This is a genomic window from Arenibacter aquaticus (assembly GCF_003957295.1).
GTDB classification, from domain to species: Bacteria; Bacteroidota; Bacteroidia; order Flavobacteriales; family Flavobacteriaceae; genus Arenibacter; species Arenibacter aquaticus.
Genome location: NZ_RQPJ01000001.1, coordinates 195,157 through 221,552 on the forward strand (window position 1 = coordinate 195,157; position 26,396 = coordinate 221,552).

The 26,396-nt window shown below is 40.8% G+C and carries 20 protein-coding genes and 1 pseudogene; 3 read left to right on the plus strand and 18 right to left on the minus strand.

All coding sequences use genetic code 11. From position 1 onward, the window contains the following. Window positions 1-65 precede the first annotated feature (65 nt). Entirely contained in the window at window positions 66-887 is an 822-nt protein-coding gene (locus EHW67_RS00805; protein WP_126160441.1) for a universal stress protein, read from the minus strand. Window positions 888-986: 99 nt separating this feature from the next. Beyond that, window positions 987-2,348: an oxygen-independent coproporphyrinogen III oxidase gene (hemN, locus tag EHW67_RS00810; RefSeq protein ID WP_126160442.1), complete on the minus strand. Its 1,362-nt coding sequence runs from the start codon at window positions 2,346-2,348 to the stop codon at window positions 987-989. Window positions 2,349-2,611: 263 nt separating this feature from the next. On the opposite strand from hemN, the gene EHW67_RS00815 reads away from it, so the two are divergent. Next, window positions 2,612-3,502: a nucleotidyltransferase family protein gene (locus EHW67_RS00815; RefSeq protein WP_238389809.1), complete on the plus strand. Its 891-nt coding sequence runs from the start codon at window positions 2,612-2,614 to the stop codon at window positions 3,500-3,502. 12 nt (window positions 3,503-3,514) lie between these two features. After that, window positions 3,515-4,588 (plus strand): phosphotransferase enzyme family protein, encoded by a 1,074-nt coding sequence (locus EHW67_RS00820; protein WP_126160443.1) that lies wholly within the window; start codon window positions 3,515-3,517, stop codon window positions 4,586-4,588. 16 nt (window positions 4,589-4,604) lie between these two features. On the opposite strand, the gene EHW67_RS00825 is transcribed toward EHW67_RS00820, so the two are convergent. The 4 genes from EHW67_RS00825 to EHW67_RS00840 all read right to left on the minus strand — a co-directional run bounded on the left by EHW67_RS00825 (window position 4,605) and on the right by EHW67_RS00840 (window position 9,503). Beyond that, complete coding sequence (locus EHW67_RS00825) at window positions 4,605-5,621, minus strand: LacI family DNA-binding transcriptional regulator (RefSeq protein ID WP_126160444.1); 1,017 nt, start codon at window positions 5,619-5,621, stop codon at window positions 4,605-4,607. A gap of 184 nt (window positions 5,622-5,805) precedes the next feature. Then, window positions 5,806-7,131 (minus strand): xylose isomerase, encoded by a 1,326-nt coding sequence (gene xylA / locus EHW67_RS00830; protein WP_126160445.1) that lies wholly within the window; start codon window positions 7,129-7,131, stop codon window positions 5,806-5,808. Between the two features lie 13 nt (window positions 7,132-7,144). Next, the gene (locus tag EHW67_RS00835) at window positions 7,145-8,623 is read right to left on the minus strand and encodes a xylulokinase (RefSeq protein ID WP_126160446.1); all 1,479 of its coding nucleotides are present in this window, start codon (window positions 8,621-8,623) and stop codon (window positions 7,145-7,147) included. A gap of 295 nt (window positions 8,624-8,918) precedes the next feature. Further along, window positions 8,919-9,503 (minus strand): precorrin-2 dehydrogenase/sirohydrochlorin ferrochelatase family protein, encoded by a 585-nt coding sequence (locus EHW67_RS00840; protein WP_126160447.1) that lies wholly within the window; start codon window positions 9,501-9,503, stop codon window positions 8,919-8,921. 291 nt (window positions 9,504-9,794) lie between these two features. Here EHW67_RS00840 and EHW67_RS00845 point away from each other — a divergent pair, with 291 nt between their 5' ends. Continuing rightward, window positions 9,795-12,077 (plus strand): GH92 family glycosyl hydrolase, encoded by a 2,283-nt coding sequence (locus tag EHW67_RS00845; protein ID WP_126160448.1) that lies wholly within the window; start codon window positions 9,795-9,797, stop codon window positions 12,075-12,077. Between the two features lie 209 nt (window positions 12,078-12,286). Here EHW67_RS00845 and EHW67_RS00850 read toward each other — a convergent pair. From EHW67_RS00850 to EHW67_RS00905, 12 genes and pseudogenes are all read right to left on the minus strand, one after another. After that, window positions 12,287-13,495, minus strand: a pseudogene (locus tag EHW67_RS00850) (glutamate-5-semialdehyde dehydrogenase); the annotation flags it as partial. 15 nt (window positions 13,496-13,510) lie between these two features. After that, a complete protein-coding gene (proB, locus tag EHW67_RS00855; protein WP_126160450.1) occupies window positions 13,511-14,281 on the minus strand; it encodes a glutamate 5-kinase in 771 nt (256 codons plus the stop codon). Between the two features lie 3 nt (window positions 14,282-14,284). Beyond that, window positions 14,285-15,091, minus strand: a complete 807-nt coding sequence (proC, locus tag EHW67_RS00860; RefSeq protein ID WP_126160451.1) for a pyrroline-5-carboxylate reductase — start codon at window positions 15,089-15,091, stop codon at window positions 14,285-14,287. Between the two features lie 382 nt (window positions 15,092-15,473). Beyond that, window positions 15,474-16,034 (minus strand): helix-turn-helix domain-containing protein, encoded by a 561-nt coding sequence (locus EHW67_RS00865; RefSeq protein WP_126160452.1) that lies wholly within the window; start codon window positions 16,032-16,034, stop codon window positions 15,474-15,476. 135 nt (window positions 16,035-16,169) lie between these two features. Beyond that, window positions 16,170-17,216: an alkaline phosphatase family protein gene (locus EHW67_RS00870; RefSeq protein WP_126160453.1), complete on the minus strand. Its 1,047-nt coding sequence runs from the start codon at window positions 17,214-17,216 to the stop codon at window positions 16,170-16,172. A 13-nt stretch (window positions 17,217-17,229) separates the two neighbouring features. Continuing rightward, on the minus strand, window positions 17,230-18,924 hold the full coding sequence (locus tag EHW67_RS00875) for an endonuclease/exonuclease/phosphatase family protein (RefSeq protein ID WP_126160454.1): 1,695 nt from the start codon (window positions 18,922-18,924) through the stop codon (window positions 17,230-17,232). 29 nt (window positions 18,925-18,953) lie between these two features. Further along, a complete protein-coding gene (locus EHW67_RS00880) occupies window positions 18,954-19,961 on the minus strand; it encodes a metallophosphoesterase family protein (RefSeq protein ID WP_126160455.1) in 1,008 nt (335 codons plus the stop codon). A 14-nt stretch (window positions 19,962-19,975) separates the two neighbouring features. After that, window positions 19,976-21,211, minus strand: a complete 1,236-nt coding sequence (locus EHW67_RS00885; RefSeq protein WP_126160456.1) for an NAD(P)/FAD-dependent oxidoreductase — start codon at window positions 21,209-21,211, stop codon at window positions 19,976-19,978. 85 nt (window positions 21,212-21,296) lie between these two features. After that, window positions 21,297-22,232, minus strand: coding sequence for an alkaline phosphatase family protein (locus tag EHW67_RS00890; RefSeq protein ID WP_126160457.1), 936 nt, complete (start codon window positions 22,230-22,232; stop codon window positions 21,297-21,299). Window positions 22,233-22,300: 68 nt separating this feature from the next. Beyond that, on the minus strand, window positions 22,301-23,545 hold the full coding sequence (locus EHW67_RS00895; protein WP_126160458.1) for an MFS transporter: 1,245 nt from the start codon (window positions 23,543-23,545) through the stop codon (window positions 22,301-22,303). Between the two features lie 260 nt (window positions 23,546-23,805). Continuing rightward, window positions 23,806-25,068: an MFS transporter gene (locus EHW67_RS00900; RefSeq protein ID WP_126160459.1), complete on the minus strand. Its 1,263-nt coding sequence runs from the start codon at window positions 25,066-25,068 to the stop codon at window positions 23,806-23,808. A gap of 197 nt (window positions 25,069-25,265) precedes the next feature. Continuing rightward, complete coding sequence (locus EHW67_RS00905) at window positions 25,266-26,378, minus strand: 2-aminoethylphosphonate aminotransferase (protein WP_126160460.1); 1,113 nt, start codon at window positions 26,376-26,378, stop codon at window positions 25,266-25,268. Window positions 26,379-26,396 lie beyond the last annotated feature (18 nt).

Genomic DNA, 26,396 nt, shown 5'->3' on the forward strand with positions numbered 1-26,396 from the left:
TGCACCACCCTTAAATATAGCTATTTAAGTCCAGCTATTCAAAAATCATCTATGTATAAAGAACCTTATATCTTAAAAGTAATTACTGGTATTTTGGAATGGTTTGCCACATCTTCCCCTATACTGCCCATTAAAAAATGAGTTAGACCCTTTCTACCATGGGTAGGCATACCAATAAGATCGGCATTTCTACCCTCTCCAAAACTTATGATGCCCTGTTCAACACTGTAGTCGTTAAAAATCTCCACTTCCAAACTGACCTTTGCCAAATGTAAGAACTTATTAATTCGCTTAAAGGCATCCGTGGTGCTTAAAAAATTATCACCAGGTGTGTTCACATATACCAATATCATTTCAGCATCCAGCTTATCTGCCAGAACCTTGGCCCTTTGAAAGGCTTCCAGGTTTTCTTCCCTAAAATCGCAGGCAAAAATAAATCGTTGTACTTCAAAACCTGGAATCTCATCCTTTATGACCAAAACGGGCACATTGGCATTCCTCACCATTTTTTCCGCATTGGAACCTACAAATATTTCTTTAATACCATCTGTCCCATGAGATCCCATTACAATCAGATCGGCGTTGTGCTTTTCAACAATGGCATTGACCTCACTAAACACCTTATGGTGCTTTACTATAGGGGTAACGTTGATAGCTTTCAAATATGGCTTATCCAAAAATTCAGCAAACCTCTTTTCGGCCAGTTTTACCATAAAAACGGCCTGTTCATAGTGGACCTGTTCATTGACCGAGATTAGTGCTTCGGACAATTCCAACATATGCAAAACATAAATTTCGGATTTATATTTTTTTGCAATGGAAGCCGCAGTTTTTAATGCTATTTCTGATTGTTCCGAGAAGTCTACAGGTACAATAATCTTTTTCATCTTATAAATTTTAAGGGTTTATGTTTATGCAAGGCAATGAAGGCCTATAAGAACTTTTCCCAATATGGCCATATCCAAGAATACAGGCAGAGGATCTCCCTAAATGGTCATGGAAAAGAGTCTGGTATTAGGGGCTTTTCGATGTAGACACAAATCAAATGCCATACAAATATTACGTACAAAGGGCCTACCCTTCTTGGTTACCTCAATGCCATTTGAGTCTATAAGGAGCAAACCGTCCATTTCCAATTCATATAATTTAGCCTTTACCTCGTCCAGCTCCTTAAACCTTTCACTCCCATCCTTCCAACTCGTCTTAAACTGGCACATTAAATTTAATATATGTCGACGTATAATTTTATCTTCTTCCGTAAGAATATGTCCTCTATAGATAGGAATGATGTTATTTTCAATTAAATGGGCATACTCCTCCAAACTTTTTACGTTCTGCGCAAAACTATTCCAACTATCGCTTATACTGGACACTCCCAAACCTACCATTACCTGGGTCTTGGAAGCCGTATACCCCATAAAATTCCGATGTAGACTACCACTTTCCATGGCTTTATAAAGTGAATCCGTTTTAAGCGAAAAATGATCCATTCCTATTTCCGAATAACCTACTTCTTTCAATAATTCCTTACCCATCTCATATTGTCTTCGTTTGTCCGTTGGCGTAGGCAAATCAGAATCCTTATACCCTCTTTGACCATTGCCTTTTAACCAGGGCACATGGGCATAGCTATAAAAAGCGAGCCGGTCTGGCATTAATTCCTTGGTCTTTAAAATAGTCTGGGACACATCTTCCAAAGTCTGAAAAGGCAGTCCAAAAATAATATCATGACCTACAGAGGTATACCCTATCTCGCGTGCCCATTGGGTCACGTTTTTTACATTCTCAAAGGGCTGTAGTCTGTGAATGGCCAACTGAACCTTTTTATTGTAGTCCTGTACCCCGTAGCTAACCCGTCTAAACCCAACTTCATAAAGAACTTGTAGATGTTCTTTGGTGGTATTGTTGGGGTGGCCTTCAAAGCTAAACTCATAATCTTCTGCCCTAGTTGCTGTTTTAAAAATTCCATTGATGAGTCGGGTTAAATTTTCCGGAGAAAAAAAAGTAGGTGTTCCCCCGCCTAGGTGCAACTCCTTTACCCTAGGTTTGGCAGCAAACAAATCACAATACAGTTTCCATTCCTTTAGAAGGTTGGTGATATACGGATTCTCTACCTCGTGTCTTTTGGTTATTCTTTTGTGACAGCCGCAGAACGTGCACAAACTTTCACAAAAGGGCAAATGAATATACAGACTAATTCCTTCTGTATCGTTACTAGCTTTAAAGCTGTCTACAAGAGTGCTTTTCCATTGTTTACCCGAAAAAGTCTGTAAGTTCCAATAGGGAACTGTAGGATAACTGGTATATCTAGGGCCTGGAATGTTATATTTCTGAACCAAGTTGGTCATAAAAGAATAAATTTTAGATTGCTACAAAAATACCATGGTGCACCCTCCTAAAATATGACACTTGTCAGGTTTTAAAGCACCCCTATTCATTAGGTATCCATAACATCATATATTTCCAAGGTAAGATCTACAATTGAACTTTCACGTAAAGCTGTCTATCCTGCAAAAAATAGTACCTAAATAAACTTTAAAATTAAATAACCCCTTATACCAATGCTTTTATCATAAAAACTATATTTTTGTAAACCTAAAAACTACCGATTATGACATTACTTTTAATGGCAGCCGGAAGCGGAAGCCGATATGGAAAGCTTAAACAATTTGATGATTTGGGTCCTAAAGAAGAATTTCTTATGGAGTTCAGTATTTACGATGCCTTAAATAATGGTTTTGACCATATTGTTGCCATTACTAAAAAAGATAATGTAGAATTCCTAAAGGAACACTTATCCAGCAGATTGCCCAAAAACATCAAACTAGACGTTTTGGCCCAAGAAATAAACGACCTTCCAGAGGGTGTAAGCTTCAAGGGGGAAAGAATAAAACCATGGGGTACGGCACACGCTGTTTGGACTGCCAGAAACGTAATTAAAAACGCCTTTGCCATTATTAATGCCGATGATTATTACGGCAAAAGTGCTTTTGAAAGCGCTGCTAATTTTATTAGGAACAATAGAGATCAACCTACGTTTGGGCTCATTGCCTACACCCTAAAAAATACCTTGTCCGAACACGGCTCTGTTTCAAGGGGGGTATGTAAGTCCGAAAATGGAAAATTGACCTCTATTAACGAGCACACCAAAATAGAAAAGCAAACAAACACTATTACCGACTTGGATTCGGGCACCAACTTTAGTGGTGAGGAATTGGTGAGTATGAATTTCTGGGTCTGCCAACCTACCATCTTCCCGTTTATAACAGAATACCTGAAGGAATTTATCAGTGACGAAAACAACATCCCCAAAGGTGAAATATACCTTCCTTTTGCCATTAAGGAAATGGTTGCGGCCAATTTAATAGATGTGGATGTTATACCTTCCGAAAGCCAATGGTTTGGGGTAACCTATGCCAGCGATAAAGATGTTGCAGTTTCCGAACTACAGCGCATGACAGACAATGGTGAATACCGTTCCCCACTTTGGGATAATGATTAGAACTGCTAGTTTATGACCGATGATAAAAGCGTTGAGCTCAATGCACTACTGCAAAACTTTAAAATAGACAAGAAGTCATATCAATTTCAAGGAATAAATCAAGGTTATATCAACGATACCTACTTGGTATTGGACAATACTACACCATTGTATATTCTTCAGCGCATTAACCACAACGTATTTATGGATGTGGAAGGTTTAATGGGCAATATTGAGAATGCCTTTGAGTATTTGCAAGACCCGGAATACACTCCTATAGAGCTATTAAAAACCAATGGGGACAAGCCCTATTACAAACTGGATGGCAATGGCTATTGGCGCTTAATGACCTACATTAACAATACCACAGCCTATGACAATGCCCAAGATACAAGGATGGCATTCCAAGCTGGGAAGGTAGTAGGAAAATTTCATCAACTTTTGGCACATGCCTCTTTGGAGAATTATGTAGATACCATACCTCAATTTCACGATTTGTCCCTTCGGAAAAATCAATTTGAAGAATCCCTTTTATCGGCTTCAGAAGAAAAATTGGAAACCTCCAAAACAGCCATCAATTTTGCCAAGGAGACCTTGGAGAAACTAGAAATACTCAACAATGCAGTATTGCCAGTAAGGGTTTGTCACAACGATACCAAATTAAACAATATCCTTTTCTCCAAAGAAAACAGCAAAGCACTTTGCCTTATAGATTTGGACACTATAATGAAAGGGTATTTCTATTTTGATTTTGGGGATGCCATTAGAACCGTGGCCAATACTGCGGCTGAAGATGAGCAGGACCACGAAAAGATCACTTTTGAAAAGCCTTTGTTCGAGGCCTTTGTTGATGGTCTGGAAAGCAATGGTGCCTTTTTGACCAAAGAAGAAATAGATCTTTTGGCTTGGGGGGCGGTATTTATGCCTTTTATACATGGATTAAGGGCTTTAACCGACTACCTGAACAACAATATCTATTACAAGGTATCTTACGAAAATCAAAACTTGGACCGTTGCCTTAGCTTATTTGATTTTACCAAGAAAGCGCTGCAGAAAGTAGATTATATGACCACAGTAGTACAGCAGAGGCTCACCCCTGTTGCTTAAGCAGTGGCAGGGCCTCCTAAACCTTTTTGGTGGAATCGCGCACTATTAAGCTAGTCTTAATAACCTTTGTAGTACAGTCTTGTGGGGCTCTTTCCTCAATTCTATCTATAAGTATTTTCGCCGCCGTTTCACCAATATAGGTACCGTGCTGACTCACCGCCGTGAGAGCAGGTGTTACATAGCGCGATAAGGTGCCATTGGTAAATCCAACCACAGAAATATCTTCGGGCACCCTATACCCCCTTGCTTTTATTAGTTTAAGGACTTCAACGGCCGTAATTTCATCCAAAGCCATAATACCGTCCATAGAATTATAGTTCAACAAAAAAGTAATAAGGATCTCCAGATCGTCATTTTTCCCTATTCTAAGTATTAGTTTATCGTCATAGGGAATCCCGGCCTCTTCCAAGGCTTTTTTATATCCTGCTACCCTTAACCCCCCAACACTGCTATGATCTATACCAGTGACCACTGCCACGGCCTTGCACCCTATGTTGAGCAAATACTTGGTAGTTTTGTATCCGGCCTCAAAATCGTCCACTATAACCTTATCACATAAAATATCATCCGCAACCCTATCGAACATAACCAAGGGTACCTGTTCATCCAATATATTTTGAAAATGCCCCAGTTCCCCTTTAAACTGGGTTTCCTCTGCCATGGATACTATGAGTCCGTCCACAGTTCCTCCGCCCAAAAATTCCAGCGTTGCCACCTCCTTATCATAGGATTCATCACTGATACAGCTAAGTAAATTATAGCCGTTTTCATTGGCTATTTTCTCTATCCCGGAAAATACTTGGGTAAAAAAATAATTTAAGATGTTGGGAACTACTACCCCAATGGTTTTGGTCTTCCTTTGCAACAGGCTTAGGGCAACTTTATTGGGCCTATACTTATTGTCTTTGGCGAACTTCTGAATTTTGATCTTTAGCTCCTCACTTATTTCATGGCTATCATTGATAGCCTTGGATACGGTGGATACGGAAACACTAAAGTGCTGGGCAATTTCTTTTAAAGTTATTTTCTTCATAGGTATCTATTTTACCCAATTAGAGGCAACATCGTATCGGATAGAACAAAGCAGGCCACATTCCTGTTCCTATTCGGACAGGGATATGGCCTGCTGGCAAAATCCTTTGGCCCTCTAACAATAGAAGTCCGTAAGTTAAAAATATTTTTTGTGCTATGATACCATCACGGTCATTTTATAAGCACTAAATATATTGGTTGATGATATTCTCGAATAGCTCCTGTTTCCCACTCTGAAGTTTCAACTCCCCGTTTTCCTGTGCTATTTTATACAGATCCTCCAAATTGAGTTTTCCGTTCTCAAAGTCTTTCCCCCTACCGGAGTCAAAAGAACTATATCTCTCCTGTACCATTTTTTCATAAGCAGAGGACGATATAATCTTGTCGGCCGTTAGCAAGGCTCTGGCAAAGGTATCGGCTCCTCCAATATGGGCATGGAAAACATCGTCCATATCGGTAGAGTTTCTTCTAATTTTGGCGTCAAAATTCACACCTCCTCCTTGGAGTCCGCCAGCTTTTAGGAATACCAACATGGCTTCAGTGGTCTCTTGGATGTTATTTGGAAACTGGTCTGTATCCCATCCATTTTGATAATCCCCCCTATTGGCATCAATACTACCTAGCATACCGGCTTTGGCCGCTACGGCCAATTCATGTTGAAAAGTGTGCTGTGCCAAGGTAGCGTGATTTACTTCTATATTAATTTTAAAATCTTTTTCCAGACCGTATTCACGCAAAAACCCAATGGCTGTTGCCGTATCAAAATCATACTGGTGTTTAGTAGGCTCCATAGGCTTGGGCTCTATAAAGAATGTCCCTTTAAACCCTTGTCCTCTGGCGTAATCCCTGGCCGTGGCCAAAAATTGAGCCATATGATCCAATTCTCTCCCCATATCGGTATTCAACAGGGACATATAGCCTTCACGTCCTCCCCAGAACACGTAATTCTCCCCATCTAGGGCCATAGTGGCATCCAAAGCCAATTTAATTTGACCGCCTGCACGGGCCAACACATTAAAATCAGGATTGGTAGCCGCACCATTCATATATCGGGGATTGGAGAAGCAATTGGCCGTTCCCCAAAGCAATTTAATACCAGATTCGGCCTTCTTTTCCTTAATGTAGTCGGTTATAGTGGCAAGGCGCTTTTCCGACTCGGCAAAAGAACCTGCTTCCTGTACAAGATCAAAATCGTGAAAACAAAAATAATCAAAGCCCATTTTGCTGATGAACTCAAAAGCCGCATCGGCCTTATCCTTGGCCGCCTGAATTGGGTCCGAAGCTTGGTCCCACTCAAAATTTTGGGTACCGGGCCCAAAAGGATCTGATCCCTGTCCACAGAAAGTATGCCAGTAGGCAATGGCAAACTTAAAATGCTCCCGCATTGTTTTACCTGCCACCACCTGATCTGGATTATAGTATTTAAAGGCTAGCGGGTTATCCGATTCCTTTCCCTCAAATTTAATTTCTCCAATACCCTTGAAGTATTCTTTGTCTCCTATTAAAGCCATTTGTTTATTATGTTTAATTTATAGTTAGTTCCAATTCTTTTTTCCAATTTTCATATGCCCTTAGATAGCTTTCCTTATCCCCTAAGGGTTTAAAGGTCTTTACATGATCATTGTTCGTTATATATGCTCCAAATTTTTCAAAACCGCCCTCATATATCCCTGCGGCGCGAGCCGCACCAATAGCCCCTGTAGTATTGTAAATTTCAATGTCCTGGGACATAAGTGTTGCAATGGTATTGGCAAAAATATCGGACCTAAACAGGTTGTCATTTCCAGCACGCATAACATCAATACCAATACCATCGGATTTTAATATTTCCATCCCATATACAAAGGAAAAAGCGATCCCTTCCAAGGCAGCCCTACAAATATGGGTCTTGTTATGGTTGTTAAGGTTTACATTTACCAATCTAGTCCCAATATCCTTATTGTTCAACATGCGTTCCGCTCCATTACCAAAAGGAATAAGGCAAACCCCATCCGAGCCAACGGAAATTTCCGAAGCCAAATTGTTCATTTCCTCATAGGAGCCAACGTCCAAATTGTTCAATAGCCACCTATACTGGATTCCCGCCCCATTTATATTCAACAATTTTCCAATTCTTGGGGTCTGTTTGGTGTAGTTGACATGTGCAAAATTATTCACCCTTGTACTCTCCTTGCCCGATAAGGTTTTGGTTACCGCATAGACCACACCGGAGGTACCTCCAGTAGCAGCCACTTCCCCCGGATTAAAAACATTAAGCGCCAGTGCATTGTTGGGCTGATCCCCAGCCCTATAAAATATAGGGGTACCAACGGCCAAGCCACTTTCTTCTGCTCCCTGGACATCAACCTTGGACTGTAAGCCAAAGGTTTCCACCAGTTCAGGAATAAAAGACTTGGAAATACCGTAATGATCCAAGAGTAAATCTGCAACCGAATCCTGTTTAAAATCCCAAAGTATACCCTCTGACAAACCCGATATAGTGGTATTCATAAGCTGTGAAAAACGATAGGCCACATAATCTCCCGGTAACATCATAGTCTTTGCCTTGTTATATACCTCTGGTTCGTTCTCCTTGACCCATTTTAATTTTGAGGCGGTAAAATTGGCAGGTGAATTTAGTAAATGTGACTTGCACTCCTCCTCACCAATGGCGTAATAAGCCTCGTTTCCTATTTCCACAGCCCTACTATCGCACCAGATAATGGACTTCCTTACGGGTTCTCCTTCCTTATCCAATAAGACCAGGCCATGCATCTGATAGGCAATGCCTATACCCACAATTTGGTTTTGGTCTATATCAAATTTTTCTTTAATCTTTTTTATTCCGTTGCAGACATGTTTCCACCAATCCTTGGGGTCCTGTTCTGCCCAACCATTTTTTACGGCCAGCATTTCCATTTCCGTTTCCGGCTCTTGCACAACCCCTACACTTTTTCCGGTAGCCACTTCTACCAAGGCAACTTTTATTGAGGAGCTGCCAATATCCAATCCCAAATAATACATATATCACAATTTTTTAGAGGATATATTTCCAATATAAAAATCCTGGAAGATCCAATCAAATATATTAAAATACCTATGACAGACCGTAATATAAGTTCCGTAACAATAAAAGGAATAGCATACCCCCCTAATAAGAAGCAACAGCAAAAACCACACAATTACCTAATAACCAATTGTTTACGTATTAAAAAATAATGGTAAGGCGGTGTTCGAAAAGGTTTTCGTAAAATATTGTGGGGTTAGTCTGCACCATGGTTGAAAATCAGTGTCTAGAAACAGCTGTTGTAACAATAAGTTATTCCTTTTTCTTGCCTACCAATCCCTTGGTAAACTCGTTCAGCGTTTCCACTTTCTCCTCAAAGTCACCTTTTATGGTCTTTCGGAATTCGTTTAAGTTCTGTACCAGATCATCTATATTCTCTGGAATTACGTCCTCAAAAAATTGCCTCAGACGTTTAGCGGTGGTGGGCGATTTTCCATTGGTAGAAATGGCCACTTTAACATTACCCTTGGTAACTATGCCGCCCATATAAAAATCACAAAAGGGAGGATTGTCGGCTACGTTGACCAGAATTTGTTGCTCACGACAGTCCTGATAAACCTGCTCATTAACGCTGACCTGGTCCGTGGTGGCAATTACCATATGACGCCCTTGCAGGTAGGACTTATTATAGCTGTCCTTGGTAATTTTTACATTGTGTTTTTTGGCCAAGGCCAAGGTCTCCTCCAAAAATTGTGGCGCAACCATCTCTACCTGTGCATGGGGACTGGATTTTAACATAAAGGTGAGCTTTTCCAAACCAACGTTACCCCCTCCCACGATGAGAATATTTAGCTGTGAAACCTTTAAAAAAACAGGATATAATTCATTCCTTTCCATATGTGCCTTATTCTTTTTTTATTCCATCCTTAATTTAGGTGCTCCATCCATGCCAATAGCTTGCCTGTTACTGCACCAATACCCTTCAAAGATAAGGTACAAAATTGTAGCCATACTTCAATTAGGACCAAATTCGTCACCATGGCCCCTGTTTTTCGCATTGAAATGAATTTCCATCCATAATTTTAGCACTTAGGTCAAATGCGTTAATTTTGCTCCTCAAAACTCAAACTAATAGAACACGAAAAATGAGGCGTATTTCTGCGTCAAATTGATCACAATTAACTCAACATGATTAAAACTATCAGCAAACGAAATCAAATTTTATCGTTATTTCTTCTTATTACTTGGGTAATAAGCAGTCAGGAACCTGTAGACTATGTAAGCCCCTTAATGGGAACGGATTCCAAACCCAGTATGAGCAATGGCAATACCTATCCAGCTATAGCCATGCCCTGGGGCATGAATTTCTGGACTCCACAAACGGGAAAAATGGGAGATGGTTGGGCCTATACCTATGCAGCCGATAAACTAAGGGGGTTTAAGCAGACCCACCAACCCTCACCATGGATGAACGATTATGGACAATTTGCCATAATGCCCATCACTGGCAAATTGCGCTTCAATGAAGACGAGAGAGCCAGTTGGTTCAGCCACAAATCCGAGGTAGCAAAACCCTATTATTACAGTGTTTACCTGGCAGATCACGACATTACCACCGAAATTACCCCTACCGAGCGAGCAGCTATGTTCCGATTTACTTTTCCTGAAAGTGATAGCACCCATGTGGTACTAGATGCCTTGGACAAGGGTTCTTACATAAAAATAATTCCGGAAGAGCGAAAGATCATAGGCTACACCACCAAGAACAGTGGTGGAGTACCCGATAATTTCAAAAATTATTTTGTTGTGATTTTCGACAAAGAATTTGATGCTTCCAATGCCTTCGACGGGAAACAACTTATCCATAAACAGGAGATAAAATCTGATCATACCGGGGCCATTGTAAGTTTTAGCACAAAAAAAGGTGAGGTGGTCACGGCCAAAGTAGCTTCTTCCTTTATCAGCATAGCACAGGCGGAACTAAATTTGAAAGAACTGGGCACTGATAGTTTTGACACCGTAAAAGAAAAGGGGCGCGATGCATGGAACCGTGAACTGGGTAGAATTAAAATTGAGGGAGGAACCATAGATCAATTTAGGACCTTTTACTCTTGCCTTTACCGCTCCCTTTTGTTTCCCCGAAAGTTCTTTGAGTACGATCTAAATGGAAATGTACTGCACTATAGCCCCTATAATGGGGAGGTACTGCCAGGTTATATGTTTACCGATACGGGTTTTTGGGATACTTTTAGGGCCTTGTTTCCCTTCCTTAACCTAATGTATCCTGAACTCAATGCTCAAATTCAGGAAGGACTGGCCAATGCTTATAAAGAAGGTGGATGGCTGCCCGAATGGGGAAGTCCGGGATTGCGAAATGTTATGGTGGGCAACAATTCTGCCTCGGTGGTGGCAGACGCCTATCTAAAAAGTGGCAAAAGCCATGAATATGACATAGAGACCTTATATAAGGCACTTATCCATGGTGCCAACAATGCAGGACCCCTGACCGCTGTAGGTAGGGCCGGTGCCAATTACTACAACAAATTGGGATATGTGCCCTATGATGTGGGCATCAATGAAAATGCCGCTAGAACCTTGGAATATGCCTATGATGATTTTACTATTTATCAACTTGCTAAGGCCTTGAACAAACCAAAAAAGGACATCAAATTATATAAAAAAAGAAGTCTCAATTACAAAAATCTATTTGACCCGGAAACCAAATTAATGCGCGGAAAAAATGAAAATGGGGAATTTATGGAACCTTTTAACCCCTTTAAATGGGGAGATGCCTTTACAGAAGGAAATAGCTGGCACTATACATGGTCTGTTTTTCACGATATAGAGGGACTTGCCAATCTTATGGGTGGCCATGAGGCCTTTGCCGCCAAATTGGACGAGGTCTTTTCCCTTCCCCCAATTTTTGACGAGAGTTATTACGGCTTTATAATCCACGAAATACGTGAAATGCAAGTAGCCAATATGGGGCAATACGCCCATGGCAACCAACCCATACAACACATGCCCTACCTCTACAATTATGCCGGACAACCTTGGAAAACACAATATTGGGTGAGGGAAACCATGAATCGCATGTATACTCCTGCCCCGGACGGCTATTGCGGGGATGAGGATAACGGACAGACTTCTGCATGGTATGTATTCTCGGCCTTGGGGTTCTATCCTGTTTGCCCAGGAACGGACCAATATGTACTAGGTACGCCCCTATTTCAAAAAACCACCCTAAGTCTGGAAAATGGCAAGGAAATTGTCATTAGCGCTCCCAATAACAGTGACAGCAATAAATATGTACAGGAGCTAAAGGTAAACGGCAAACCGTATTCCAAGAATTGGTTAAGCCATCAGGAGTTGATGAAAGGTGCGGTTTTACATTTTGAGATGACACAAACTCCCAATAAAAATAGGGGTACCAATACGGCAGATTTCCCCTATTCGCTATCTACGGAATAAGGAACACCTTATTTAATCAATTTTAAATAATGTCTATTTTACCTAGCCTTGTCGGCTGGTGAGAATAGACATTATTTACCTTAAACTAACCCCTATCTACCATATATGGCATCTATTCCAATGCAAAAACGGCAGTACCGCAACATCATATGATGCATGGTACTGCCGTTTTATAATCCAAGCCTTGGCCTAGGAAGGCAAAAGAACTTTTACACCCTCACCTGTCCTTCGCCAAAAACGTAGTATTTATTGGTCACCAATTGTTCCAAGCCCAATGGTCCTCTATGGTGCAATTTGTCTGTACTAATGGCCAGCTCGGCTCCAACCCCCATTTGTCCTCCGTCTGTAAAACGGGTGGAGGCATTATGGTATACAGCGGCACTGTCTACCTGGTCCATAAATTCCAATGCCAACTCATTGTTCCGCGTCATGATGGTGGCCGAATGCCCTCCGGAATAGGTATTTATCTTTTGCACGGCATCATTTAGGTCCTCTGCAGCACCTACAACGCACTTCATGGCAAGAAACTCTTCGTACCAAATGGCATCGTCTTCAATGACTGGGCAATTGGTCAATACTTTGGCAACCTTGTTGTCTACCAAAACAGAGACTCCCTTATCCTCAAGGATACTTTGCAGTTCCTTTAACTTGGCCGGATAGTCGTCTATATTAACATCAACCAAAATTTTATCCAATGCGTTACAAGCCGAAATTTTATCGGTCTTGGCATTAAGAATAACTTCTAGGCTCTGTGCCCAATCCGCATCTTTGGCAACATATAGGAAATTATTCCCACGACCACTGACCAAAACGGCACATTTGGCATGTTCCTTAACAAAAGCGATGAGGCGTTCCCCTCCTCGCGGAACGATCAGGTCTAATTTTTCTGTTGGATTTCTCAAAAACTCCTGTGTTTCCTGCCTATTCATATGCATAAGCCTTATCCAACTGTTATCCAGATTGTTTTCCTCAAGGGCCTGATGCCAGCAAGATTCCAGGACAAGGTTACTGTGTATGGCTTCCTTTCCTCCTTTTAACAATATCTTGTTATTGGCCTTGAAGGCCAAAACGGCTGCTTCTATGGTTACATCCGGTCTAGATTCATAAATGATCATTATGGTACCAAATGGGGCTGTCTTATTTTCAATTTTAAGCCCGTTTTCCAAAGCCTTGTTAGACTTTATCTTGCCCACAGGGTCTTCTTGCACCATAACCTCTTGAATAGAGGCTATCATCCCGTCTACCTTTTTCTCATCTACTATGAGTCGATCATACATGGCACGATCCTCCTTATCAAAAAGGTCGAGATCTTTTTTATTGGCTGCTATAATCTCAGCTTTTCTGCTATCCAATATACTCATCATGGATTGCAGTACTTTATTTTTTGTTTCTGTATTTAATAACTTCATTCGTTTCTTTTTTTGTTCTGCGCTTTACACCGTAATCATGGTACCTACGCTCTTACCTTCCACAATGTCCAATATAACCCGTTTTCTTTTTCCGTTGGCAATAAAGGTGGGGATATTTTTGGAAGCAGTTTGTTTGGCAATATTTAATTTAGAGCCCATTCCACCTCTACCTTCGGCTTCCCCTTTGTCTATGGTCTTAATATACTTTTCCACATTCTGGTCTACGCTTACGTTCTTTATCACTTCGGTATCCTTATCTTCTGGATGCCCGGTATAGAGTCCGTCCGTATCGGTCAAGATAATCAATTTATCGGCCTGGGTCAGTTCTGCAACCAGACTGGCCAACTCATCATTATCAGAGAACATGGACTGGGTCAGGGAAACGGCATCATCTTCGTTGGCAATAGGTACTACGCCCTCGGCCAAAAGTCCTTCATAACAGTTTACCATATTATCACGATGACTACCCGGGTTAAAGTCGCGCTTAGTGGCCAATACCTGTGCACATTTCATTCCGTAATCCTGAAATATATTATAGTAGTGGCGCATCATCCTGGGCTGACCAATAGCTGAAAACACTTGTCTTCTTGTGGCCTTATCTTCAATATGACACTCTCCCATCACTTCCATCCCGGCAATCACCGATCCGGAGGAGACAAGAACTGACATGATGTTTCGTTCGTACAATTCGGCTATTTGTTGTACCAAATGATCAAGTACAGGTTTTACTATCCTGTTGTCCTTGTTGGTCATCACATTAGTACCTACTTTTATAACTACTCTTTGTTTATACATGTCCTATTTTTCTTTACCTAATTCAACAGCTCTGTTAAATGCGGAGTAGGCTGCTTCTTTTATCAGCTCCTTTACATTATTATCCTCCATGGAATCCAAAGCGGCCCTAGTGGTCCCTCCTTTGGAAGCCACTCTGTCCATCCAGGAATTTGGCGAAAGATCGGATTGGTTAAATAGGTCTACCGCCCCTTCAAAGGTTTTGCTTACCAAAACCTTACTGTCATTGGAAGAGAAGCCCATTTTTAGAGCTGCTTCCATCATACTTTGCATAAAATAGAATACATAGGCCGGTCCACTGCCCGAAATCCCTGTAGAGGCATCGATAAACTTTTCGGAGCTTACCAAAATAGACCTTCCTGTTGTATCCAATAAATTCTCTATAGTCAATAATTCTATCCTAGACACCTCATCGGAGGCCGTGTAGGAAGTAACCCCCTTGCCTATTTGCGCTGGCAAGTTTGGCATGGCCCTTACCACTTTTGGGATTCCTAGGCCATCTTGCATGGTTTTTATAGTTACCCCCGCCATGATGGAAATAATAATTTGACCATCGTTGACAAGGCTCCTCATCTTTTTAAATAGTTCCTCGCTGTGATAAGGCTTTACAGCAATAAAAACTAAATCTGCCTTTGGCAGGCAATCTTCTAAATTTTCATGTACCTCAAAATGTGAAATCTTTTTTAAAGACGTTGTTTTTTCATGGGAACTATCCAGAATCATTAAATTTCTTTTTTTAAGAAGTTTTGATTTTGACATAGACTCCGCATAGGTTAATCCCATGTTACCCGCCCCAATTACTAATACTTTCATGTAAAATTTTTAGTTAAACTTAATTTACGCTCCATAATGCTCAAAAATGATGCAAAATGCAAGATTTAACTATAGAGTTTAACTGTTACTATTGCTTTAACATAGGCAAAACCTATACAGCCCCTAAAAGCACCGGTATACCTAAGATACGAAAAAATGCAACAGGTTAAACATAAATAGGAAATACGCCCTAGAGAAGCCCAGACCAATACCACACTGACAAATAATTAATTATCAACCTTTAAGATCCCTTTCTGGCAGACAGACTGCCATAATTGGGAAGGGGTTCCCATAGACCATAAAGAATTTTAGTCGTGTTCCGCCTATCTACAGGAACAAACCTAATAGATGCTGGATTATAGCTCCAAAGCGGTATCTTTCCTTAATGTAAAAAGTAAATTTTTAACATGACTGCGTCCTCGTTAAACTCATTGGACACCCCATGGGGGATAGAGCCATCAAAATAAAGCAAATCACCCTTTTCCAATGTCACCTGATCCTTTTTCAACAAGTAATTCACTTTACCATTTAAAACATAGATCAATTCATTGGCATTGGTAGAAATTGGTTTGCGATAGGTAGCCGGGGCCACACTAACTATATACACCCTAATACTGCTGCTATCGGAAGAAGGACTGGACAACAAGTGGGTATATTCCAGATTAACGGAATCTTCCCTTTCTTCTTTGGTTCCTGTACCATTTTTAACAACAATATAATCGCCAGTAACATTGGATGACAAATCCAGCTCTGACAGATCTATGCTTAAAGTCTGCATTATTTTTAATAGCACGGGCAGGGATGGTGTGGTCCTAAGATTTTCAATTTTAGAAATCAATCCGGCACTTACCCCAGTTCTTTTTGCCACTTGTTGTAATGTCAGGTCCCTTTTTTGGCGCGCCAATTTTAATTGTCTACCAATATTAATAAGTATGTCGTCCATGTTGTTGAAATTGGTCCATTGCGCACCACAAATACATTTGTTGATGCTATAAAAGCAAAAATAAACAAATATTCCTGTGTTAAACCAATATCAAAAAGGAAGTTGTGGCCAAAACATTATACAAATCATGTACAACTACTTCGCTATAGTACCTATATGTTTCCCTATGGGATGGTCTGCCTTAAAATTAAGACCCAATAATTTTGCTGCTGTTTGTGCTATTTGATCCTGATAGATTTGCCCCTGAGACTTCACCTCACCTAGAGGGGCTATCCCCGGTCCTAGGGCCGTTAACCAGGTCTCATCACAATGGGGAGCTGAAGTACCGTGGGAAGTCCACTTATCACCAATACCCCTACCATGGTCCGGGTAGACCAATATGGCAGTTTTATCTTTGTAAAATGGATCTGTTTGGATCATTTGCCATAGACTACTTATCATAGCATCTATAAAATGGGCCGCATCAAGGTATTTATTATAATCCCCGGAATGTCCGTAGTTATCCGGATCTGCAAAGTCTATATGTACTACCTTGGGTCGACTAGCCTGCATATAGGCCTTGGTCATGGCAAAAGTTAAGGCATCCGGTCTACATTCCCCAAAATATTCGGGTACATAGTGTTGAATTTCATTGGCCAGCACTTGGGCTTTGGTCAATTTTTTTCCTTTTACATCCTCACCCGGCAAATTTACCAACATCCCATTGCGATCCCGGTTTAAAATTCTGCCCAAGGCATCCCAGGAAGCAAAGGTTGCCACCTTTCCTTCATATCCTTTCTGAGCATTAATAAACTCCAATACATTTATATTTGGATTGTTGGGATAGGAATTGGAGTTTATCTTAGGGTCGTAATAACCACATAAGGTCTCGCTTCTACCCGGATAGGAAAACCAATATTCATTTCTAAGGCTTACCTTATTTCCATACTGTCGGTTTCCATAAAGCTGTCCTTCTTGTTCTATGGCACTCCATAAAAACGGCATTAATTTTTTACGTCTTTCCTGCTCTGTGGATGCCCAATACTTCTTGTCTTTCATCAGTAGGGAATCTGCCCCTTGAAACACCTCTTGCCACCGCAAGCCATCTACAGATATTAATATAAGGTTCTGTGCCTTTTCCCTTTGGGCAAAAATATTAATGGAAAACAATAAAATGGGAAGTAGAATTTTATAATTAGTCATGTTTTAAGTGTATTTAATTTAACTGAAAGACTGTTAGCACCCCAGCATGATCTGAAGGAAACATAATAGGGTGATAATTGATTACCTTGGATTCTATGGGATTCAAATCCCGACCTTTGTAATAAATATAATCTATACGGTCTCGCAACCCATATTTATCCGATGAGGTCGCTGCCCTAGGGGTCCAGGTAAAGCCTGGGTCCAATAGTGGGTTTAGGTGCAGCTGTCTATAGCTGTCTGCAAAACCAGCTTCTTCCATTTCCTTACTCACGGGCCATTCTACCACTTTTCCATAATGAATATCCTTGGTTTCCTTGGTCCAATCCAGATGTGAACCAATATTAAAATCCCCTACCATTATTATGGGGGAATCGTCCGATTTTCTTAGGTAGGACGATATCTCGCTTAAAATGTCCTTTATTTCTCCGTGACGGGTATCGGCTTCATCCCTTATCAATGCTTTGGGGTTCATTTTATTTTCTACGATGTTCTTGCCATAATCGGGCAAATAATGCAACCAGGTATCAAAAAAAACAAGTTCTTTACCGGGTCCTATCCCAAGTTTTGCCCCCCCAAAATTAAAAGGTCTAAAGGCGGTTATGGTCTCGGTAATGGGATATCGGCTCATGATGGACAGGTTAGAACTTATCAGGTAAAAATAGTAACCCAGTGAATCTGCTATAATTTCACCGGATCCATAGGTTTCCACGAGTCCTATGATATCGGCATTGGTAGATTTTATGGTCTCCACAACACGCTGTACCCCTACCTCTTTTCCATATCGATGTCCCCCATGCCATATGTTCCAGGTCAATACCTTGAGGTGTTTAGGGTTAAAGCTTATATCTTCCTGAACCTTATTGGGAAAATACTGGGCATATTGATCCTTTACCTCTTGTGGGTCTAGTTCTGTCTCCCATACTTTTATATCATCCAAAAAACCATTGAAGGCATTCCATTGCCCATAGGACCCGTATTCCCATTTTTCATCGGTACCACCTATGACTGTTGCCATTTCAGATTCCAGCTCCTTAAGTCCCGGGATATTATAAATGGCTACGTTCTTACCATCAAAATATATCCAAAGTTCTTTTTTTTCCCGATCGATTCCAAAGGCTATCTGATGCCAGTCGCCATCATTGATCCCCTGTCTTTCCGCTGTTGGCCTGTAATCATAGCTACTCTTCCCGTCACTCACATTCAGTGCCCAAGCTCCATTTTCCTGGGAATATATCTGCCAACCTTTTGCAGATAGATCTCCAGCTTTTTTGTTTCCCATTATCACCGTCCCCATTTTGGCATTGGGCAGGGTTTTTACCCATATCTGAACCCCAAAGGAGGCTTTCTCCGAAAGGGTGGGAAAACCACTTTTATCTAGCTTCAAAGGTCTTCTTAAAGAAGCATTTGCCGATAGGTCCAATGCCTTGCCAGACAGACCTTCAACAAATTGGGATTGTTGAAGGTCTACCATATACATTGCATCATCCCTGGAAATTATTTTTTCCTCAAAATCATGCTCGTCAAAATTCATCTGAAAGACCACTTGCTGGCACATGGCCAAATGGGATACCAAAAAAGCAATTAGAATGGGAATGAACGTTGAAGATTTACCAAACACCTCAAAGGAACCGTTTAACAAGGGCATTAATGTAGACTTATTCAATGCCCTTTTAGTACCATGGGCCAACTTATAAAAAAATTGTTTCATTTTTTAGGGTTAATTTTTTACTATTAGATTTAAACTTTACTCTTAAAACCAACACTCCTGTCACTTATGGATGCCGAGAGCCTTGGGGCATCAGGGTGGCCTTTTTCCATTGGTGTAGGTTTTACAAACTGACTTTGCCTCCCTTCTATGGAAATTTGGCCAGAGGGATCAATTGACAGAAAGGCAAAAACAGAATCTTTGTACATGGCCTTACTACCATCCGAGCCGTAACCGTCCCCAACATAGAAATAGGAAGCACTGTTCATTTGAAAGTAATGTACATTATTTATATAACTATGGTCATCTACATGATGATGACCACAGAAACAAGCAATTACCTTTTGATAATCGGTTCTATTATTGGCATCATTGATTACTTTTCTAACCGCAAACCTACTTGGTGAGGACCAGCCATCCCAAATCTCATCAAAAGCCTGGTGGGAAATAATAATAGTCTGCTTGTCGGTTTTTTCCAAATCCTGTTTTAACCATTCTATTTGTTCAGGGTTGACCAAGCTTCTGTTTTGTTGATCAATATAGAAATTGGCATGTCCATAATCCTTATACTCTCCATCTTTCAGAATATAATTCCCGTCCATTACCACAAAATGAAAATCGCCCTTATCAAAAGAGTAATAGTTCTTTTCCATACCGAAGAACTCCATGGCTTCTTTTTTGCTCACCTTATCCATATCATGGTTTCCCAACACATGATATTTTTCCCCTTTGTAAGAATTCCAAAGGTCCATACATTCTTGGGCTTCTTTGGTGGCGTAGCAGAAATCCCCACCCTGAATAATAAAATCCAGTTTACGGGATGAAGCTTCTTTTATAAAGACGTCTAAACGATCTAGGGCATCGGAGCAATATCCGTGGTGCACATCGGTAATAAATCCAATTTTAACTTCTTTCTTTGTAGATAGCTTGTCCTTGGGCGTAAAGGCAAAGGAACTACTGGTTCCTAGTCCCATCGCCATAGCCCCCTTGCCAAGGTTGGCAATAAATTTACGGCGAGCGTTGTTCTTTTCTTGTTTCATTATGATATAGTTGATTATCCACTTACTTTATTGGATCTGGCTGCAGCACATTTGTTGAGCCATTCCTCTTCAAAAGGGTCAATTTTGCCAAATCTAGAGATATGGAATTCCGAAAAATCGAAGGGATTCACCCTATCTGCAGCCATTTCTGCTATTCCAAGCCCTACTCCACCTGCCACCGAAATTCCAGCCCCACAGCAGCCTGATGCCACAAGGAAGCCTTTGGTTCCCGGCACCTCTCCTACCACCAATTGGGAGTCTGGCGTGTAGCCCGAAAACCCGGCCACATAATATTTGATGCCGATATCATAGAATCCCGGAAAAAAACGCGCCAGACGCTCCCCATTTTCCAATAGGTCGTTCATTCCCTCATCCGCACTAAAAACGAAATCCGAAATATCTTTTGGAACATCCTTTGGTGAGGCTACCAATGATTTCCCTTCCCGTATCCCGAAAAGTAAACTTCCGCCTTCTGGACGGGCATATGCTTGGGCATCCGGCAACAACACCATTGGCGAGTCTGTTGGAAAATTCTCGTCGCGTTCGGTAATCCAATATTGACTTCGCACAGGGGCCATGGGGACTCCCGCACCTATTTCCCGTGCCAGTATAGGGGCCCATATACCCGCTGCATCCACTACCTTGCTGGCATGTATTTCTCCCTCGCTCGTCTTCACCCCTATCACTGTACCGGCCTTATTCAATAAGCCAAGCACCTCAACACCTTGATTTATTTCAGCTCCATGCTTCCTGGCGCATCTGGCAAAAAACGTCCCCAACATATAGGGGTCGCAAAAGGCTTCATTGGGAACATACCCAATTTTAATGGCCTCTTTCAATTCTAACCATGGAGCTTTCTTTTTTGCCTCCTCCTTGCTGATATAATAGGCTTCCTGTTGGTATTCCTTGGCGATTTCCATTAGCTTTTCCAAGTCCTTAACCTTGGCTTCACTTGCCGCTACATGCATCATGCCCACCACCTTAAAATCCAAGGTTTCCCCCAGTTCCTTCTCCATTTCCTTGGCCACCTTAAAAGTTTCCATAGTTAGCGGGATGTAGGAGCGCTTGGACCTTACCATAGTCATAAGGGCCGCCGCCCTACTTGTAGCTGCGTTGTTTAGCTCATTACGCTCCAAAAGTACTACTTGCTTATCTGGGTTGTTTTTGCTGTAATAATAAGCTATGGCACAACCAAATATGCCCCCTCCGATTATGACCAGATCAGTCTTTTTTATCAAATTAATCTTCATTTAGCTTCTATTTTCCAAATTAATCTATGCCTTATCTCAAATGTACCATTAAAATATTTCTATGTTCATTAAGGGTATCTTATAGTTACTGGGTATCAAATATGGACATCGGCACTTCCCCGGTCCATGAAAGCGGAACATTCTTACAGCCAAAAAGGTAAGCAATGGTCATGGCTGTATTGACCGAATTATTAGGTTCTTTTAAAATTTGCCCCCTTCTTATCCCTGGTCCTGTTATGGCCCAAGGCACTTCCAATTCCTGAGGTGTTATACCCCCATGCCCTTTTTCCGGCAGACCTCCATGGTCCGTAAAGAACATAAAATGAGTATCCTTATAAAGACCTTCACCCTTTAATTTTTGTATAAACCTACCAATGTATTCATCAACTTCCTCTATAGATGTTATATATTCCGGGGACATCCAGCCAAAATTATGGCCAGCATGATCGGTATGTACAGAATAAAGAAAAACCATGGTTGGATCCAACTTGTTCTTTAGTATAAAATCAAAGGCTTTTGAATAATTCTTTTGATATTGATCATTCCCTTCAAAACCAACTTCATCAAAATAGTTTTTGTTGAATGAATTAATGAGTTGGGCCCAATTGTAATAAAAGGCCGTTTTTACATTTGGCAGACTCTCTTTTAAAACTTTAAAGATTGAAGGATAGTACCCCTGCTTATCCGTATCTATTGCAGGAAGCACTATTTTATCCAATTCCCAGCCATTACTTAATACTCCATGTTGTTCTGGCCCACTTCCGGTAAGATGGGAAGTCCAATTAGGTAAAGTCACGGATGGCATAACATTCCTAGTGGTCAAGGACAATATCCCATCTGCCATTAAGGCGTCCAGATTGGGATGTTTTGCCTTCATATAACCATCAACACTAATACCATCCAAACCAATGGCAACAACCCTTTTCGTTAATTTTTCATCTTTAGGGACTTCTTGGATATTTTTACAGCCGAAGATGAGACCAATAAAAATGGATGAAAACAATAAATAATACTTCTTCATTTTGGTTGATTTTAATCAATTCATATTAATTTCACAATTCTTTGGCATCTATTGGCCAAGCAATTTTACTAACGTCTAACAAATAAGATAGTCACTGCACTGAAAACACACATAACCGCAGCAATCACAAAAACAATATTCTGCTCTTTGGTCACATCTACCATATAACCAATAAATGGCTCTCCCGCACCAGCAAAAGTAGAAGCAAAGGCGTTCATCACCCCAGCTCCTGTCCCAGATCTCTCTACCCCCAATAAATCCGGACTCAATGGCCAAAAACAGGATCGTGGACCATAAACTAAAAAGCCGGCAGCAAACATCAATAATGATCCCTCTATCAAATTTCTTTGGGGAACCAGATAAATTAATAAAACCACAAAGCCAGCCATCAACATGGATATGGCAATAGGTTTGGATCGATTTGAATTGAATACCCTATCGGATAGTTGTCCAAAGAAAATTGCTCCTAGAGCCATCCCTCCGGGAAGTGCCAATGCAATATATAAATTGGCAGCTCCATTTAACTCGGTCCCCAAGTAATAAAGCGGCACCCATACCAAGAGACCATACCGTGCCATATTCTGGAATCCCATTGAGATACATGCCAAAATGAATCTTTTATTTTTTAGTACATTTTTATATCGTTCCAGTGAAGTTTCTCCATCTTTGGGGACCATGATTTTTGAATCTTCTTTGATTGGCGTGAAACCCATATCTTCAGGTTTGTCACGAACCACAAAATAGAAAATGGTGCAGCCCAAAAATAATAATAGTACAGGCAGCCTAAAAAGCCATCTCCAATCCAGTCCGTAAACATCCAAGAGAATGATAGACAACAGATAAATAAGAATGGAGGAACATCCTGCTGCAAAAACATAAAACCCAAAGGCTTTGCCCCTTTCTCTAGCTCCCCACCAATTAGCCAATAAACGGCTACCTGGAGCCCATCCCAACGATTGACCGAAACCATTTAATGCCCAAAAAACCACTACCATCCAATATGTCGTAGCATAACTTGTAGCCCAATTCATAAGAACAGACAACATAGCCCCCAAGACTATCATGCGACGGGATCCAAATTTGTCGGCTAAATTGCCATTAAAAAATTGACCTATACCATAAGCCCAAAGCATAGCCGCCCCAGCCCATCCGATGTACTGTTTGGCTACATTGAACTCCAATGAAATTCCTTGAATAGCCCAACCAAAATTCTGTCGTCCCGTATAGAAAAATAGATAACAGAACATTACCGCAAGGAGAGTCCTCCACTGATACTTTCTGAAATCCTGATTAGTATTACTGTTAATAATCATTTATAATAGCGGTTTTAAAGAGGCATAACCTTTCCCTGAAAAACTTGAAATTCGAACTTAAAATGTTTAACATTTAACGTTATATATAAAGATTTGACACCGAAGGATATGGTTATTAAATACCCAAGCGTTATTAAAAACTTTGGAAGCGCAAATTGAGCTCATAATAGTTGAAAACAAATCAAGCAACCTTTTGCAAACGGCATTAGTACCTGTTGTCTATGATTCCCAAATTATAAACCAACACCATATGCTATATTCTATTCCGAACTCTGCTGATTCCATTTTAAGGCCGCCAGTCCCCCTCCTACGAAGGACATTATTACGAAAAAGTAAAAAAGACTGTTCCAACCGTAATATTCATTTATGGCAACCACAATAAAACCCGAAAACATTTGTCCAATAGACCCCATTCCGTTTATAATCCCAGCTGCCATCGCAGCCCCCTTGGTGCCCCCAACATCCATTGATCCGGCTGTACAAATTAGGGAATCAGGGCCATAGGTTGCTATCCCTATAATTGCAATACTTATGACCGTCGCTATTTTTCCATAAGGAACCATATAGGGGTGGGCCAAACAGGCCAGCCCAAGGCCTATCATCATAATGGATACAGTGCTAAAGCGATTGGATGCAAAAATTTTATCCGAACTATAGCCCGCAATGATCACTCCAAAAAACCCTATAAGCTCATAAACCGAGGACATATATCCTGCATCGCTCACACCATAATGAAGCGCCTTCTCCAAATAGATAGGTAGCCAAAAAAGGAAGGCATAGCGGGTCATTTTTAGGATCATATAACAACTGGAATAGATCCATAGGGAACTATTTCTAAGCAAGGCTCCCAATATCTTAAGCTTTTCTACTTTTGCGCCACCGGCAAACTGATACTTACTCTCCACTAGTTTGGGCAGGCCAACCTCTTGGGGGTCATTCCTGGTAAACAACAAATAGAGCATAGCGATTATAAACAGTATCAATGAAGGAAAAATAAACCCCCTTTTCCACCCCAATCCTGAAAGGAATTCCATGTCAAAGGCCGCATAGGTAGCAAAAATAGTGGCCAAAAAACCGCCAGTAACATAGCAACTGGACCACCAGGACATCACCACTCCACGTTCTGTTCGTCTAAACCAAGGCGTCATATTTTTAATGAGACCACTCCAGCCGGTAGATTGACCATAACCATTGGCAGCTATTAAAAACACGATTACCCCTGTAGAGAAAGTCAAGCCCAAAAATAAATTTCCTATGGCAGCCAGTAACAAACCAAAAGTAACTACTTTTCTAGGCCCAAAAGTATCTGAGAGGTAGCCATTAACAAATTGCCCAATGGTATATACAAGACTGTACACAAAAATTATAGAAGCATAATCAGTATTATTTAGTCCCAAATCGGACTCCATGGAACTCCAGGTAACCGAGAGGTTCTTTCTGCCGAAGTAAAAACCAGCATACGCCAACCAGGTGAGCACAAATATTCTTTTTCTCCAATATTTCTGTTCTGCTGTTAATCCCATGAGCGGTATTATTACATAATTCTATTAAATCTTAAGAAGTAGTGGCCCTAACCACAGTAAAATAGCAATAGGTATAGCCTAGTACAACAAATCCAGTGCAATTTACCATACAAGTCAAAAATCATCATTATACCTTAATGGAAGCATAAACATCTAGACTAAAAAAGGAGCTGTCTGAATAGACAAGCCCCTTTAATTTATGCTTTAGCGTAACCAATTTTAACCAGGTATTCTTTTAAAATTTTCAAGAAATTCTCCATATCGGTATAGTCTATCTGTCCAATATTGGAGATCCTAAAGGTATCGTAGTCATTAACCTTGCCAGGATAGATGGTAAATCCTCTTTCAAAGAAATAATCGTGCATTTCCTCAAAATTGTATTTTTCGGTTTTGGGTTCAATAATAGAGGTAATGATTTTGGAGTGGTATTCCTTGTCTATCAGATATTCCAATCCCAATTCTTCCAGACCTTTAAGCAGTGTTTCCCATGATTTTCCATAGCGGGAATAGCGCTTTTCCACGGTTTCTTCCTTGGTCTCAATGATAGCCTGTTTAAGCGCATAGAAAGTCTGTACGGGAGGGGTAAATCTGGTTTGATGTGTTTTTTCAAAATAGGCATACTGCGCATAGAGGTTTAAATAGAGATTGCGCATAGGAATGGACGCTGTTGAAAGCAACGCTTTTTTGTTACAAATGGCAAAACCTATTCCGGCCATTCCTTGAATATTCTTATTGGAACTGGCCGCCAAATAGTGGATATTCATATCTTTCATATTTACGGGAATAGCGGCAAAACCACTCATGGAGTCTACTATAAAGCTAATTCCATAGGTATCACACAACTTGCCCACGGCTGTAATATCGTTCAATAATCCAGTAGTTGTTTCATGGTGTATCATGGCCAAATGGGTAAGCCCCTTTTCGGCCTTTATTACCTCTTCCAAGGCATTCAGGTCTATTGGGGCTATGGAGGAAGATTCAAATACCACGGTATCCAGTTTATAGATTGCAGTGATTTGGCACATACGTTTTCCATAGGCGCCGTTATCAATTATCAGGATACGGCCGTTCTCCGGCACCACCGAACTTAGAATTGCCTCCACTGTTGCCGTACCCGAACCCCCGAACATTACGGTAGTATATTCTTTTAGGTCTCCAACAAATTTGGTTATTTCGGTAGCGCAGAATTCCATTAGGTCGCCAAACTCTTTTTCCCTTGGACAAATATCGGTGACTACCTGTGCCAATTTGACGGAATCTGTTGTGGTTGCCGGACCTGGATTCAACAACACATTTCTTTTTATTTGCATTTGTTATTTTTTTCTATT

What these genes read in the sequence shown, in the direction of transcription:
- EHW67_RS00805 (WP_126160441.1), bottom strand. Translation starts at nt 887, where the DNA reads ATGAAAAAGATTATTGTACCTGTAGACTTCTCGGAACAATCAGAAATA.
- hemN (WP_126160442.1), bottom strand. Translation starts at nt 2,348, where the DNA reads ATGACCAACTTGGTTCAGAAATATAACATTCCAGGCCCTAGATATACC.
- EHW67_RS00815 (WP_238389809.1), top strand. Translation starts at nt 2,612, where the DNA reads ATGACATTACTTTTAATGGCAGCCGGAAGCGGAAGCCGATATGGAAAG.
- EHW67_RS00820 (WP_126160443.1), top strand. Translation starts at nt 3,515, where the DNA reads ATGACCGATGATAAAAGCGTTGAGCTCAATGCACTACTGCAAAACTTT.
- EHW67_RS00825 (WP_126160444.1), bottom strand. Translation starts at nt 5,621, where the DNA reads ATGAAGAAAATAACTTTAAAAGAAATTGCCCAGCACTTTAGTGTTTCC.
- xylA (WP_126160445.1), bottom strand. Translation starts at nt 7,131, where the DNA reads ATGGCTTTAATAGGAGACAAAGAATACTTCAAGGGTATTGGAGAAATT.
- EHW67_RS00835 (WP_126160446.1), bottom strand. Translation starts at nt 8,623, where the DNA reads ATGTATTATTTGGGATTGGATATTGGCAGCTCCTCAATAAAAGTTGCC.
- EHW67_RS00840 (WP_126160447.1), bottom strand. Translation starts at nt 9,503, where the DNA reads ATGGAAAGGAATGAATTATATCCTGTTTTTTTAAAGGTTTCACAGCTA.
- EHW67_RS00845 (WP_126160448.1), top strand. Translation starts at nt 9,795, where the DNA reads ATGATTAAAACTATCAGCAAACGAAATCAAATTTTATCGTTATTTCTT.
- proB (WP_126160450.1), bottom strand. Translation starts at nt 14,281, where the DNA reads ATGTATAAACAAAGAGTAGTTATAAAAGTAGGTACTAATGTGATGACC.
- proC (WP_126160451.1), bottom strand. Translation starts at nt 15,091, where the DNA reads ATGAAAGTATTAGTAATTGGGGCGGGTAACATGGGATTAACCTATGCG.
- EHW67_RS00865 (WP_126160452.1), bottom strand. Translation starts at nt 16,034, where the DNA reads ATGGACGACATACTTATTAATATTGGTAGACAATTAAAATTGGCGCGC.
- EHW67_RS00870 (WP_126160453.1), bottom strand. Translation starts at nt 17,216, where the DNA reads ATGACTAATTATAAAATTCTACTTCCCATTTTATTGTTTTCCATTAAT.
- EHW67_RS00875 (WP_126160454.1), bottom strand. Translation starts at nt 18,924, where the DNA reads ATGAAACAATTTTTTTATAAGTTGGCCCATGGTACTAAAAGGGCATTG.
- EHW67_RS00880 (WP_126160455.1), bottom strand. Translation starts at nt 19,961, where the DNA reads ATGAAACAAGAAAAGAACAACGCTCGCCGTAAATTTATTGCCAACCTT.
- EHW67_RS00885 (WP_126160456.1), bottom strand. Translation starts at nt 21,211, where the DNA reads ATGAAGATTAATTTGATAAAAAAGACTGATCTGGTCATAATCGGAGGG.
- EHW67_RS00890 (WP_126160457.1), bottom strand. Translation starts at nt 22,232, where the DNA reads ATGAAGAAGTATTATTTATTGTTTTCATCCATTTTTATTGGTCTCATC.
- EHW67_RS00895 (WP_126160458.1), bottom strand. Translation starts at nt 23,545, where the DNA reads ATGATTATTAACAGTAATACTAATCAGGATTTCAGAAAGTATCAGTGG.
- EHW67_RS00900 (WP_126160459.1), bottom strand. Translation starts at nt 25,068, where the DNA reads ATGGGATTAACAGCAGAACAGAAATATTGGAGAAAAAGAATATTTGTG.
- EHW67_RS00905 (WP_126160460.1), bottom strand. Translation starts at nt 26,378, where the DNA reads ATGCAAATAAAAAGAAATGTGTTGTTGAATCCAGGTCCGGCAACCACA.